The 14,159-nt window shown below is 54.2% G+C and carries 13 protein-coding genes; 10 read left to right on the top strand and 3 right to left on the bottom strand.

The features are described 5' to 3' along the window. Positions 1–137 precede the first annotated feature (137 nt). From recQ to AC0YNV_RS15125, 5 genes are all read left to right on the top strand, one after another. The gene (recQ, locus tag AC0YNV_RS15105; RefSeq protein WP_475768784.1) at positions 138–2,360 is read left to right on the top strand and encodes a DNA helicase RecQ; all 2,223 of its coding nucleotides are present in this window, start codon (positions 138–140) and stop codon (positions 2,358–2,360) included. A 77-nt stretch (positions 2,361–2,437) separates the two neighbouring features. Further along, positions 2,438–2,869, top strand: coding sequence for a hypothetical protein (locus AC0YNV_RS15110; RefSeq protein WP_210046903.1), 432 nt, complete (start codon positions 2,438–2,440; stop codon positions 2,867–2,869). Positions 2,870–2,892: 23 nt separating this feature from the next. Then, on the top strand, positions 2,893–3,849 hold the full coding sequence (locus tag AC0YNV_RS15115) for a sugar kinase (protein WP_475768785.1): 957 nt from the start codon (positions 2,893–2,895) through the stop codon (positions 3,847–3,849). Position 3,850: 1 nt separating this feature from the next. Further along, positions 3,851–4,651, top strand: coding sequence for a DeoR/GlpR family DNA-binding transcription regulator (locus AC0YNV_RS15120; RefSeq protein ID WP_210046905.1), 801 nt, complete (start codon positions 3,851–3,853; stop codon positions 4,649–4,651). Between the two features lie 89 nt (positions 4,652–4,740). Beyond that, complete coding sequence (locus AC0YNV_RS15125) at positions 4,741–5,664, top strand: NHL repeat-containing protein (RefSeq protein ID WP_475768786.1); 924 nt, start codon at positions 4,741–4,743, stop codon at positions 5,662–5,664. Positions 5,665–5,732: 68 nt separating this feature from the next. Here the strand turns inward: AC0YNV_RS15125 and nagA are convergent, their stop codons facing one another. After that, positions 5,733–6,926 carry an N-acetylglucosamine-6-phosphate deacetylase gene (gene nagA, locus AC0YNV_RS15130; RefSeq protein WP_475768787.1) on the bottom strand — a complete coding sequence of 398 codons (1,194 nt, stop codon included), beginning with the start codon at positions 6,924–6,926 and terminating at the stop codon, positions 5,733–5,735. After that, the gene (gene nagB, locus AC0YNV_RS15135) at positions 6,926–7,651 is read right to left on the bottom strand and encodes a glucosamine-6-phosphate deaminase (protein ID WP_475768788.1); all 726 of its coding nucleotides are present in this window, start codon (positions 7,649–7,651) and stop codon (positions 6,926–6,928) included. Before nagB ends, nagA begins: the two co-directional genes overlap by 1 nt. A 246-nt stretch (positions 7,652–7,897) precedes the next feature. On the opposite strand from nagB, the gene fni reads away from it, so the two are divergent. From fni to AC0YNV_RS15160, 5 genes are all read left to right on the top strand, one after another. Further along, a complete protein-coding gene (fni, locus tag AC0YNV_RS15140; RefSeq protein ID WP_475768789.1) occupies positions 7,898–8,977 on the top strand; it encodes a type 2 isopentenyl-diphosphate Delta-isomerase in 1,080 nt (359 codons plus the stop codon). A 342-nt stretch (positions 8,978–9,319) separates the two neighbouring features. Continuing rightward, on the top strand, positions 9,320–10,072 hold the full coding sequence (locus AC0YNV_RS15145; protein WP_475768790.1) for a class I SAM-dependent methyltransferase: 753 nt from the start codon (positions 9,320–9,322) through the stop codon (positions 10,070–10,072). Beyond that, complete coding sequence (locus tag AC0YNV_RS15150) at positions 10,069–11,052, top strand: MBL fold metallo-hydrolase (protein ID WP_475768791.1); 984 nt, start codon at positions 10,069–10,071, stop codon at positions 11,050–11,052. Before AC0YNV_RS15145 ends, AC0YNV_RS15150 begins: the two co-directional genes overlap by 4 nt. Before the next feature lie 135 nt (positions 11,053–11,187). Beyond that, complete coding sequence (locus tag AC0YNV_RS15155) at positions 11,188–12,750, top strand: CapA family protein (RefSeq protein WP_475768792.1); 1,563 nt, start codon at positions 11,188–11,190, stop codon at positions 12,748–12,750. Between the two features lie 5 nt (positions 12,751–12,755). Next, positions 12,756–13,478 carry a glycerophosphodiester phosphodiesterase gene (locus AC0YNV_RS15160; RefSeq protein WP_475768938.1) on the top strand — a complete coding sequence of 241 codons (723 nt, stop codon included), beginning with the start codon at positions 12,756–12,758 and terminating at the stop codon, positions 13,476–13,478. 111 nt (positions 13,479–13,589) lie between these two features. Here the strand turns inward: AC0YNV_RS15160 and AC0YNV_RS15165 are convergent, their stop codons facing one another. Beyond that, positions 13,590–14,063: an HD-GYP domain-containing protein gene (locus tag AC0YNV_RS15165; RefSeq protein WP_475768793.1), complete on the bottom strand. Its 474-nt coding sequence runs from the start codon at positions 14,061–14,063 to the stop codon at positions 13,590–13,592. Between the last annotated feature and the right edge of the window lie 96 nt (positions 14,064–14,159).

Here is a 14,159-nt window from a genome sequence, read left to right on the forward strand (position 1 = left end):
ATTGTTGTCAGGGTCTTCATTTTTTTAACCTGATAGCAGGTATTAGTTTCACTTCTATAAAAGTTTGAGGGAAGAAATGACCGTTGCCTCCCGAGAGACGGCGAGGTCATGTTTTTAGTTGGGAAGGAGGAATCAGGATGGAGCAAGCACAGCGGATGCTTAAAGAGGTATATGGCTTTGACAGCTTTCGCAAAGGACAGCAGGATATAATCGAAGGCTTGCTGGAAGGCAAGGATACGCTGGCGATTCTGCCTACAGGCGGAGGGAAGTCGGTCTGCTATCAACTGCCGGCGATTCTGCTGCCAGGCACAACGATTGTCGTATCGCCGCTGATTTCGCTGATGAAGGATCAGGTCGACGCGCTTGGCCGCCTGGGTGTATCGGCTGCCTACTTGAACAGCTCTCTGGATGCAGCGACTTATCGGGAGGTCGTGAGAAAGACCGCTCAGGGCGTCTACAAGCTGCTCTATGTTGCGCCGGAGCGTCTGGATGGGACAATGTTCGAATCATTAGCCAGCCAGCTGCACATCCCCCTTATAGCCATCGATGAGGCTCACTGCGTTTCGCAGTGGGGACATGATTTCCGGCCGAGCTACCGACAGCTGGCGGGCTGGATCGGGAGGCTGGAGAACCGGCCGCCGGTTGCGGCTTTTACGGCAACAGCCACTCCCGAGGTGTCAGACGATATCTCGGCCATGCTTGGACTTCGCCGGCCCAATGTGTTTGTGACCGGTTTTGCCCGGACCAATCTGAGCTTGTCGGTTGTGACCGGGACGGACAGACGGAAATTTCTGCGTGATTATGTGGCGCAGCGGCCGGATCAATCGGGCATTATCTACACGGCTACCCGGAAGGAAGCCGAAGAGGTTTGTGCCGACTTGAGCAGGCTGGGCGTATCGGCAGGCAAATATCATGGAGGACTCGCGGATGATGAGCGGGCTGAAGCGCAGGAGAAATTCCGTTTCGACGAAGCACGGGTTATGGTCGCAACCAACGCATTCGGCATGGGCATCGATAAGCCGAATGTCCGTTATGTCGTCCATTGGCAGATGCCAAGCGATGTGGAGTCCTATTATCAGGAGGCGGGCCGTGCGGGGCGCGACGGGGAGGAGAGCGAATGCGTGCTGCTGTTCGAGCCGCAGGACGTTCAGGTCCAGCGCTTCCTGATCGAGCGGAGCACAACCGATCCGGACAGACAACGGATTCAATTAAACAAGCTGTACACGATGATGCATTACAGCCGCACGGAGAAATGCCTGCTGCAGTTTATCGTCAGCTATTTTGGCGAAGCCGATGTTCCCGAGTGCGGCAAGTGCAGCAATTGTCTGGATCAGAGCGAGAAGCTGGACATGACGGAGGATGCGCGGAAGGCCTTGTCCTGCGTGGGCAGGCTGAAAGGCCGGTTCGGCATCGCGCTCGCGGCCAAGGTGCTCAAGGGCTCCCGCGAGAAGCGTATTCTCGAATTCGGTCTGGACCGTCTGTCCACGTACGCGCTGCTGCGCGATTGGGCGGAGAAGGACATTTCCGACTGGCTCTACTGGCTGGTGGCGGAAGGCTATATGCGCATAAGCGAGGGAGAGTTTCCTACTGTATCCCTGACGGCAGAGGCTCTGCCCGTGCTGGAGGGAAAGAAAACCGTGTTCAGGCGGCGCAGCACGGCTGCGAAGCGCAGAACGGCTTCAAGCGCAAGCCAGGCGGAGAACACTCCCTTGTTCGAGGCGCTTCGCGATTGGCGCAAGGAGACGGCGGCGCGCGAGCATGTACCGCCGTTTATGCTGTTCTTCGATGCTGCGCTGCGTGAAATTGCCGACAGGCAGCCTGTTACGACCGAGCAGCTGCTCACCGTCAAAGGGGTGGGAGCGGCTAAAGCCGGCAAATACGGCAGCGATGTCATTGCCATTGTCAGAAGCTTTAAGACGGGCAGCAGCCCACAGCAAATGGATTCATTTTCCCCTGTTGTGAAGACGGATGAAGAAGAGAGAGGAAAGGCAGGAATTGTCGCTTCGACCGGCGGGCGAGGCGGAGCGGCGGCTTTATCCGTCACGGATGCGGGCCTGAGCAGCCATATGCAATCATTGGCGCTGCTGCGGGAAGGGCGCTCCATTACGGAAATTGCCGCTCTGCGCGATATGGGCAGAATTACGATCGAGAACCATTTGCTGCGCTGCGCCGAGGAAGGTGAAATGATTGAGTGGGATGGTTTTATCCCCGCAGAGCATGAAGCGCTCATTGCAGAGACGATTATGCGGCTGGGAGTAGAGAAGCTGAAGCCGATCAAGGAAGCGCTGCCGGATGAAATCGATTATTTTGCCATTAAAGCGGTCATGATGAAGCTCAGTTTGTCGCATGGCGGAAAATAGGCCATTTCTCTTTTGAATTTGGGCGATTCTTCTAGTATACTTGATTGGATTGTATATGAGTGGCAGGAGGAAAAGAAATGTTGAATGTAATGGTTTTTCTGCATGTGATCGGCGCTGCAGGCATGGGTTTTTACATCGTGCTTCCATTCTTGATCGGACGCGCTACGAAGCTCAATGGTGCCGGACAAGCCGGACTTGCGGAAGGTCTGGTGTCTGCGAACCGAATCGCGCAATATTTTCTCGTCTTGCAGCTGTTGACAGGCGGATATTTGATTTCGCAGGGGGATTATGAGGTTGTTTGGATGATTCTGGTTATCGTCTTATTCCTCGCTATTGCAGCAATTGGCGGAATTGTGACGAAGCCGCTTAAACAGATTGTCGCATCCATCCAGGCAGGGCAAAGCGCAACGTCAAACATTGGCAAAGCGCGTACGCTCAGCATCATCATTTTGCTGGTTTATCTGGTCATTATCTATTTCATGAAATTCCCGATTTATAAAGATATGTAATCCAACACTGGGGGGCGATACGCTTGACCAATGAAGTACCGGATTTATTAACCTTCGGCGAAACAATGTCGCTGTTCATGCCGCAAGAGCATCGCGGTCTTGAAGGAGCCGCTGCCCTTGAGCAGGGCTTCGGCGGTGCCGAAAGCAACGTGGCGATCGGAGCGGCCAGACTGGGCTGCTCAGTCGGCTGGTTTGGCGCATTGGGAGAAGACCCGTTCGGTCGTGCAATATTCAAGCAGCTGCGAGGAGAAGGCGTCGACGTTTCCGAGGCCAGGCTGATGCCAGGCGAACAGACCGGATTAATGTTCCGGGAAACGGTCGCAGGGAAGCTCGCGGTTCATTATTACCGGAAGCATTCGGCGGCAAGCAAGATGCGGCCCGAGCATCTGAATCTGGATTACATAGCCGGCTGCAAGATCCTTCATGTGACGGGCATTACGCTTGCGATCAGCGAGAGCGCCCGTGAAACGGTATTTGCGGCGGTTGCCGCAGCGAAGAAGGCGGGAGTGAAGGTGAGCTTTGACCCCAACCTGCGCCTCAAGCTGTGGACGATTGAAGAAGCCCGGCGTGTTGTGCTCCCGCTGGCGGAGCAGGCCGATTATTTTCTGCCTGGCTGGGACGAGCTTAAGCTTCTCTACGAAACGGACAATCTGGATGAAGTGAAAACGAAGCTGAAGCAGTTGAACGCGGTGTGTATTGTCAAGGGCGTGGACAACACGACCATCGTGATCGAAAATGGGGAATCCCAGGTAGTGCCCTTCTATAAAGCGGATAAAGTTGTGGATACCGTCGGGGCGGGAGACGGCTTTTGCTCGGGGTTTCTGACAGGCCTTCTGAAGGGAATGAACCCGGTGGAGGCCGTGCGTCTGGGCAGTATAAGCGGGTCGCTTGTGGTTCAAATGCGCGGTGATTGGGAAGCGCTTCCTGACTGGGCATCCGTCGATCAGCGATTATCGGATAAGGCCTGGGTGGAACGCTGAAATGGCTGACGGTTCAAAAGGACAACGCAGACGAGAGCAAATAATGAATGTGCTGAAGCGGCAGGGCCGGATTACCATTCAGGAGGTTGTGGACCGCTTTCACATTTCGGAAGCGACGGCACGCCGCGACCTGGAGCTGATGGAGAAGGCGGAGCCGGTCATCCGTACGATCGGCGGCGCTATGTACGACGGCATGAATGCTGTGAGAGAGCTCCCTTTTGCCGAGAAGGAGGGGCTGTCGTTTCTGGAGAAGGAACGGATTGCGGCAGCTGCGGCGGAGCTGATTAATGAAGGGGACGTGGTCGGGCTCTCAGGCGGTACGACCAATTATTATCTGGCCAAGCTGCTCAAAACACGCCGGGGGATTACCGTCGTAACGAATACCGTGAATGTGGCGATGGAGCTTGCAGGAAGCGATATCCAGGTGGTCGTAACGGGGGGCCTGATGCGCCACAACAGCTTCGAGCTGTGCGGACCGCTGGGGGAAGGCATGCTGGGGCAGCTTAATCTGGGCAAAATGTTCCTCGGAGTGGACGGCGTGTCCTCCACGGGCGGGATCACAACCTATTCCGAGCAGGAAGCCCATATGGCCAAAGCGATGATAAGCCGTTCGCAAGCGACGTATGCGATGTTTGACCATACCAAGATAGGAAGAACCTCGCTGTTCTCGATTGCCCCGCTGTCGGTGCTTCAGGGCTTTATTACCGATATGCCGCTGCCGCAGCAGCTTTCGTCCGTGGCAAATGCCCATGGCATTCAAGTTTTTGTCACGGAGCATCGCGAGGAGCCAGATCAGCAATAATAATTTCTTGCTGGTAAGCAGGATAAGCCTTGCCGCCATGGAATTCATATGTTGAGCATTTACGAAGAAAACTAAAAGGAGTGAATATAATGGCTGAGATGGGATCTGGAACACATGTTTATGAAGTTGCCGAAGGCTGGGCGAAGCTTCCGGAGGGAGTTGAATTTGGTTATACCCATGGTATCGTCGTGGACGCCGATGAGAATGTACTGGTCTTCCACACGGGGAACAATCCGGTAATCGTGTTCGATAAGGACGGGAATTTTTTGCGCAGCTGGGGAGAGCAGTTCGTTGGCGGCGCCCACGGCTTTTATCTGCATCAGGAGAGTGATGGCCAGTATCTGTACCTGACGGACACTTCCCGCCGGATCGTGGTCAAAACAACGTTGGACGGAAAAGAAATTCTGACCATCGGAACACCTGATTTGCCGGACATTTACGATGAGGATCGCAAATTTGTGCCAACTGATGTTGCTGTGGGGCCAAACGGCGATATCTATGTGGTTGACGGGTACGGGCAAAGCTGGATCCATCAATACGACAGCGAAGGTCAGTTGATCCGTTCATGGGGCGGAAAAGGAAGCGAGCCCGGACAGGTGAATTGCCCGCATGGCATATCCGTCGATCTGCGCGGCGAGGAGCCGGAGCTGTATGTGGCGGACCGCGGCAACAACCGGATTCAAGTGTTCACTCTGGACGGCCAGCACAAGCGTTTTATTACCGACGATATGAAAATGCCGTGCAGCTTTTATTATTATGGCGATGAAATTTATTTCCCGGATCTGCAAAGCCGGGTTACCATCTTCGACAAAAATGATCGTTTGATCACCCATTTGGGCGATGATGAGAATGCCTCCAAACGGGAAGGCTGGCCTAATATCGATTTGAATTTATTCGAAGCAGACAAATTCAGCTCGCCTCATGGTGTTTGTGTGGATGCTGAGGGGAACGTTTACGTTGCCGAGTGGACCGTTCATGGACGTGTAACGAAGCTGGTCCGCAAACGCGGTTAGTCCAAACAAACGAAAACAAAGAAAAGCAGGTGTTCGCCATTCAAGCGGATGCCTGCTTTTTCTTGAAATTATTGAAATACCCGTCTGCCGCCGACCCATGTGCCATGTACGTTCTTGAAGGATTCATCCGTCCAGACGAGGTCGGCCTGTCTGCCAACCGCAATAAGTCCAATACGTTCCTGCAATCCGAGCTGGGCTGCGGGGTTGGCGCTTGCCATCCGGCTGATTTGAGGGATGCTGAGCGGAGTATTCTCCACCATGTAACGGAAAGCATCGATCATCGTCAGCGTGCTGCCCGCGAGGTTGCCTCCCTCTTGGAGCCTCGCGACGCCGCCATGAACGTCGACGGCCAAGCCGCCAAGGTCGTAGCTGCCATCGCCCAGACCGGCAGCGGATATGGCATCCGTGATAAGAATAATCTTGTCGGCGGCTTTGGATTGGGTCAGCAGCCGTATCGCCGCTGGATGAACATGGTGCCCATCGGCAATGACCTCGGCATAGATACGGGGATCGGTCAGAACGGCTCCGACTGTCCCCGGCTCGCGGTGGTGCAGGGCCCGCATGGCATTGAAGGTATGAACGGCCTGGGTGAGCCCTGCATCGGCAGCCTTAACGATATCGGAATAATAAGCATCCGTATGTCCGCATGCCGCCACGATTCCCTGCTCAGCCAGCCAGGAGACAAGCTCAACAGCGCCTGCTTTCTCGGGGGCAAGAGTAAGCTGTTTAATCAGACCCGGATAAGCGGTTTGCCATTCCTGCAGCCAGTCCAGGCGCGGAGGCGAGATGTAGGAGGGATTTTGCGCACCTGGCCACAGTTCACTGATGAACGGACCTTCCAAATGGACGCCTGCAAGCGCCGCATAGGGCATGCCGCCGTCTTTGATATAAGCGGAAGCGGCTCCGAGCACTTCCGCAATTGCGTCGTATGATGCGGTAACGGTGGTGGCGAGCATCGTGGTCGTACCCTTGGATGCATGGAAGCGGGCAATTGTATCATAGGCGGTGGCATCCGCTTCCATGAAGTCAGCCCCGAATCCGCCATGAACATGAACATCGACAAATCCGGGAAGCAGCATGCCCCCAGCGCCATCGATGATCAGAAATTCCCCGTCAGAATGAGCGGCTTGCGATTCAGCGTCATTCGTTTCGTATATCGCGGTAATAATACCGTCCTCCACAACGACGCTGCCCTCCAAGATTCGATTTTCAAGCACGATCCTTACATGATCTATTCGCCATTTTGCATGGACAGATGTCATTAATCAAGCAGCCTCCCCGCTTCACGGTCAAGTAGGACAATTACCTTCGCATGCGTCTGCAGCAATGATGCCGGACATTCCGTCGTAATCGGTCCGGTTAAAGCTTCTTTGACAATTTCCGCTTTGTCTGCGCCCTTGACGACCAATAGAATCGTATCCGCCTTCAGGATGGAGCCGATACCCATTGTAACCGCCTTGGCCGGGACCTGGTCCACCGATTCGAAAAATCTTGCATTGGCTTCGCGCGTCTCGGCCTTCAGCTCCACGATATGAGTACCGCCCTGGAGGGAATGATCCGGCTCGTTGAAGCCGATGTGCCCGTTGTGGCCAAGACCGAGCAGCTGGATATCGATTGGCTTGGCCGCCAGAAGCTGATCGTAGCGCGAGCATTCCGCTGCCAGATTATCGGCCATTCCATCAAGCAAATGAATATGCTCACGCCGAACATCTACGTGATCGAACAAATACTTGTTCATATAATAAGCGTAGCTCTGATCATGCTCGGGAGGCAGACCCACGTATTCATCCAGATTAAAGGTTGACGCTTCATTGAAGGAAAGCCGCCCGGCCTGATGCATCTTTATCATTTTTTCATAAATTCCTGTCGGTGTCGAGCCTGTGGCAAGGCCAAGCGTAGCCTGCGGATTATGAGCGAGCAGAGCGGCGAACAGCTCTGCTGCATGCTGGTCAAGCTCTTCTTTGCTGTTGAATTGAGTAATATTCAATGGAATAGCCTCCGTTTGTCTGAAATTTATGAATGCGGCGATGATAGTAAATCGTCTCTTCTTATTGTAAAATAACACGCTTGATTTAACAATGAAAATGAATAAAAAAATCATTAAAATGAAATATTTAATCAATTATTAATAAACGAGCTTAATTTTGCCTTCGTAAAGGTTCTGAACTTGATCAAAGGGCAGATCCTATGTGATGATGGACGTATAGAATGGATCGGCTAAGGAGCAATGGGTATGACAGAGCATATCAATAGCGGTACAGAAGGTCATGAGCAGACGGCAAGGCGCAAGGGCGAGCATATCCGTATTTGTCTGGAGGAGGATGTTCAGAGTATTGGAATTGATGCGGGTTTTGCCCGGTATCGTCTGCGCCACTGCGCGCTGCCGGAATTGTCGTTCCAGGATGTGGATTTAAGCGCTGAATTTATGGGAACGAAGCTGCAGATGCCTCTGCTGATCAGCTCTATGACCGGAGGAACCGGTGAAGCTGGACAAATAAATTTGCGTCTCGCCGAGGCGGCTGAAGCCAGAGGGTGGGCCATGGGACTTGGGTCCATGCGGGCTGCCATTGAGAACGGGCAGCTTGTCGAGACGTTTCGTGTCAGACGGAAAGCACCGAGCATCCCGCTTATTGCGAACCTCGGCGCCGTGCAGCTGAATTACGGATACGGCGTCGACCAATGCCGGCAAGCGGTTGAGCTGGCGGAGGCCAGCGCTTTGGTGCTGCATCTTAACAGCCTGCAGGAGGTATTTCAACCTGAAGGAGATACGGATTTCCGCGGTCTGCTCGGCAGGATCGGCGAGGTGTGCAGGCAGATTGGCGTTCCCGTCGGCGTCAAAGAGGTCGGTTGGGGAATAGACGGCGATACAGCCCGGGCATTGGTTGATGTCGGGGTATCGTTTATTGACGTTGCCGGAGCGGGCGGAACCTCATGGAGCCAGGTGGAAAAATATCGCGTTCGCGATCCGCTGCGGGCAGACGCAGCGGCCGCTTTTGCCGATTGGGGGATTCCTACCGCTGAATGCGTGCGTGAAGTCCGAGAGCGCCTCCCCCATACCTGCCTTATCGCCAGTGGTGGATTGCATACAGGCGTGGACGCGGCCAAAGCAATTGCGCTTGGCGCTGATTTGGCCGGATTCGGCCGTACGCTTCTGGCTGGAGCTGCAGGCCCTGAATCCTCTATCCTTAAGCAGGAGGCGGTCTATCATCAATTGGAGCGGATCGAGTTCGAGCTCCGCGCCGCGATGTTTGGGATAGGGGCGTCTTCGCTTCAGTTTTTACGGGCAACGGACCGTCTCGTAAAGCTGGCCTGAATTTGAGTAAATCCCTCATCTGCAGTCATGCGCTGACCAGGGCAGGTGCAGCGGGCTGGGCCCATATTGCCGGATAAAGGTCTATTCTTTCTCTGTTATGATTCCCGTCAGCCTGGTATAAATCTAATGGATGCAGTTGCTGCCACGAAGAAGAGTGGATACAATATTGCCTAAAAGCAGCTTGACGAAAGTCTCATCAGGGTGCATTCATAAGATAAATGAAGTGTAAAATTGGCTCATACTTTGCTTATATTTCAGAGGGAGGAACTTGGCTTAGCCGACAAAGAACGGCGGCAGCCAGCTCTTCTTGCGGGTTATCGCATCGATGGGGAGGAATGAGGAATGACTGCTTGGTATGAAAAGAGCTTCGGTTCTGATTATATGATTGTGTACCGTCATCGTAATTGGGAGCAGGCTGTCAGAGAAGTTGAGCGTATGAGCAGCTGGCTGTCGCTTCCCGGAGCTGCGAAAATTCTGGATATTGGCTGCGGAACGGGCAGACATTCTCTGGCGCTTGCGAGTCTCGGTTACTGCGTGACCGGTGTCGATCTGTCAGAAGTACTGCTGGAGCAAGCGCGAGAGCATGATAAGGAAGGGCAAATTGAAGCACTTATCCACGGCGATATGCGCCGTCTCCCCATACCGGATGGCAGTTTCCGGGCGACAGTCAATTTATTTACTTCCTTTGGCTACTTTGAAGATGAAGCTGACAACCATCGGGTGTTGAAGGAAATTCGCAGGGTTCTGACGGAGAATGGCCAGTTTCTCATTGATTTTCTTAACCCGGATTATGTCAGAAACCATCTTGTTCCCCATTCCCGGCGTGTAGACGGGCCAACGGGACTGCTGATCGATGAAGTCAGGAAGATTAAGAATAATTGTGTCAGGAAGCAAATTACCATCCAACCCGAATCCGACAGTAAAGTGGCCCGCATATATGAAGAGCGCGTCTGTCTATTGTCTTTGGAATGGTTTGAGCATGCACTTGCGGAGGCAGGATTGGCCATGGGGCGCGTATACGGCAATTATGAGGGAAATACATATGATAAAATGCAATCTCCGCGGATGATTATGACAGGGAGGGTGTCCTCTTGACCGAAGCAGCAACTGCGGTCTGGCCTGAAGGCATCATTCAGGTCAAGGTGCCGCTGCCGTTCTCTCTGAAATGGGTGAACAGCTATCTAGTGCCTGGACAGCAAGGCTATACGCTAATCGACCCGGGCCTTCATACACCGGATGCCGTCCTGGCATGGAATGCGGCTCTGAAAGCTCATGAGATCGCGTATGAACAGATCCACACCATTATGCTAACTCATCAGCATCCCGACCATTACGGGCTGGCAGGCTGGTTTCAACAGCATACAGCGGCCCCCGTGCTGATGTCGGAACAATCCCATGCTTATGCGGTGCGACTTTGGGGAAATGATGATTCATTCTCGTTGGAACTGACAGATCTATATGCCCGTCACGGGATGCCCGCAGAGGTATTGAACGATATTGCTCCCCATCTGGCGGCTTTCCGCGAGAGGGTATCCCCACAGCCGGAAATTACTTATATTTCTGCTGGAGATATGCTCCAGATGGGGAACAGGAGCTGGCTTGCCATCGATGCGCCGGGACATGCACGAGGCCAGCTATGTCTATATGATTCCGCAGAGCGGCGGATGTTTTGCGGCGATCAGGTGCTCCCGGATATTACGCCCAATGTGAGCGTAGTGCCCGGGGAAGACGGAGATCCCCTGCAGCAGTTTCTGGACAGTCTTGTCCATCTGCGGAGCTATGAGGTGGAGCTGGCTTTTCCGGGCCACCGGGATCCGTTTACCCGCTTCGATGACCGTACTGCCGAATTGCTGCTTCACCATGAGCGGAGATTGGCGCAGATCGCGAGCCTCCTGGAAGCAGAACCCTGCAGCGGTTACGACCTGTGCCAGAGGCTGTTCGGCGCACGAATCTCGGGAAATACGCATAATTTGCGTTTTGCGATGTCTGAGACGCTTGCCCATTTGTTTCATTTGGAGTATCGGGGACAAATCCACAGCAGAAGTCACAATGGGATGATCATTTTCACTTCCTGACGGCAGAAGCCGCAATTAACCAACCCGGCGTATACTTGGATTTATCCCATTCATTTGCCCAAAGGAGCTTATTTTTGTATGCATATATCCCGTTCAGAATCCCACCAGCACATTAAAAAACGAAAAGCCCGGCGAATGCGAAGGCTCTTGCTGCTCAATCTGTCGATGCTGGTTGCGATCTGCATCATTATCGGCGTGTATCTCATGGTCAACCATGATAAACAACCCAGGCTTGAAGGCGCTTCCGGCAGTGGGGGCAAGGAGCCTACGAATCAGAAGGCAGAGACTCCCGGGTATGAGAATGCCGACGGAAACGGCAGCGGGGAGAATGGCAGGAGCGGCTCTGCTGACCCGGATGAAGCTGCGGACGGTGCAGGAAGCGATAATTCTGCATCAAGCGGCGATTCAGCCGTGGGCTCTGATGCTGCTGCCGGTTCATCCGGTGGAACAGAATCGGCAGGCTCCGGCATCACCCCTTCCGGGGCTGTTGAAGAAGCGCCTGCGGATCCGCCAGGGGGGAAACCGGCAGGTTCATCAACCGGTAACGGTTCTCCCGGTCAATCTGACGAAGGTTCGTCAGCGGGAAGCGGATCCTCCGCTCCATCCGGTACGGATTCGTCAATGGGAGGCGGATCCTCCGGTCCATCAGGTACGGATTCATCAACGGGAACCGGCTCCCAGAATCCGTCAGGAACGGGTTCGTCTACCGGAAGCGATGCTCCGGACCAATCTGGAGGAGGAAGCGCGGATGACGGGCGTACAATCACGCTTGGTTTTGTAGGAGATATTTTGCTTGCCGGCTCAGTGGATAAGCTGATGCAGAGCAGCGGCTACGATTATCCGTATGCCAAGTCGCTGTCTTTCCTGACGGAGCCTGATCTGATGGCGGGCAATCTCGAAACCCCCATCACGACGCGCGGAGTTCCGGCTGAAGATAAGCAGTACGTGTTCAAAGGGTCCCCGAAATCGCTACCGGCATTGAAGGAGGCGGGATTCGATCTGGTAAACCTGGCCAACAATCATACGCTTGACCAAGGGAAAGAAGGTTTGCTTGACACCATCGGCCATCTGGAGGAAGCCGGGATGCCGAATATCGGCGCAGGGAATAACGAGACGGAAGCCTATGCGCCGGTCTATCTGGAAGCCGGCGGCATCAGCGTAGCTTATATCGGCCTGACCAGAGTTGTTCCGGAGGCATCCTGGAAAGCGACAAGCGATCACGCGGGCCTTGCGGAAACCTATGACTCCACACGCGGTGTAAAAGCGATTCAGGAAGCGAAGAAACATGCGGATCTGGTTGTTGTTATGGTTCACTGGGGAATTGAGCGTTCGGATAATCCCAACGCGGACCAGAAGCTTCTGGCCCATACGTATATTGATGCCGGTGCGGATCTGGTGATCGGCAGTCATCCTCATGTTCTGCAGGGCTTCGAGACCTACAAAGGCAAATGGATTTCCTACAGCTTGGGCAATTATATTTTCAATATGACAGCGACGGATAAAACCAAGGACACCGGTGTGCTGAACGCAGTCTGCACCGGCAGCGGAGACTGCACCCTCAAGTTCAATCCCATACGTGCCGTCGCTTCCCAGCCAACGCCGCTTGAGGGAGAGGAGGCGCAAGCCCTGCTTAAACGTCTGTCGGGTATTTCCTTGAATGCCTCAATTAATTCAGAAGGGTATGTGAGCGCCAAGTGAGTGCTTTGCTTAATCCATGTGTAGCCCATCGGGGAGCTTCCGGCCTAGCGCCGGAAAATACAATGGCTGCGTTCCAAAAAGCGATGTCTTTTCCTTTCATACAGTGGATTGAGCTTGATGTCCAGCTGTCACGGGGAGGAACGCCGATTGTTATTCATGATTCCACTTTGAACCGGACAACAAGCGGCGCCGGTCCGGTGGGGGATTTTACGACCACCCAGCTGTCGCGCATGGATGCGGGGAAATGGTTCTCCAAATCCTTCGCCGGAGAACGGGTGCCGCTGCTGGAGGAGGTTCTGGATGCGACGGTAGGCAGATGCAGGTTGAATATTGAGCTGAAGACCCACGGCGGCCGCTATCCGGGAATGGAGCGCCGTGTCGTGGAACTGCTTTATGAGAAGGAACTGCAGTTTGACACGGTCATCACCTCCTTCGACCAGCAGGCGCTGCGGACGGTAAGAGAACTGACCGCCGAGGTGCGGACAGGGCTGATCACGGAGGTTGCTCCGCCTTCCCTGGCGGGTGATCTGCGTGCCCTGGGAGCTTCCTTTCTCTCCATCGGCTATAAACGGGTAACGCCGGAGCTGATGAAAGAGATGCGCAGCAAGGGAATAACCGTCATGGCATGGACCGTCAACGATGTGTCAGCCATGAAGCGTCTGGCGGCCATTGATCCCGAGCTGATGATCTGCACGAATTACCCGGACCGCTTCGCCGAATTATTGTAAGAGCAGCTGTAACCAATGAAACCGGCCTCACCTACAGGTGGCCGGTTTCATTGGTTTGATCATGCTCATCGCGGTACCGCTCGCGTATTTCCAGCAGCTTGGGCAGCTGCTTCATGAAGATCCGGACAAGCTGCGGGTCAAAATGGCGTCCGCTTTCTTCCGGATCAGCTCAAGAATGCGGCCGAGCTCCCAGGCGCTCTTATAGACCCGCTTGCTGCCCAGAGCGTCGAATACATCGGCAATGGCGGTAATGCGTCCGTACAGATGAATAGCCTCGCCCCTGATGCCTCTTGGATAGCCGGAGCCGTCCCATTTCTCATGATGCTCATAAGCGATGATGGCAGCCGTTTTGAGCAGCTGGCGGCCTGAGGCTTTGAGCAGCTGATAGCCGATGTCGGTATGCTGCTTCATCAACTCGTATTCTTCTGCGGTGAGCTTGCCCGGCTTTTGCAAAATGGCGTCGGGGATGGCGACTTTTCCGATATCGTGCATGGGCGACACGATCTTGAGCTGCTCCGCTTCTTCCACAGACAGCCCGCAAGCAAGAGCCAAGACATAGGAATATTTCAGATACCCGTTTGACATGGTAGCCGGTTTCCTTGGAGCGGCTCTCGCCGATCTGGCCCATCGTATAGATAATTTCCCGCTGGGTGGCCTGGATCTCTTCCTGCAGCATAACGG

The organism is Paenibacillus sp. JT31N11, assembly GCF_056269285.1.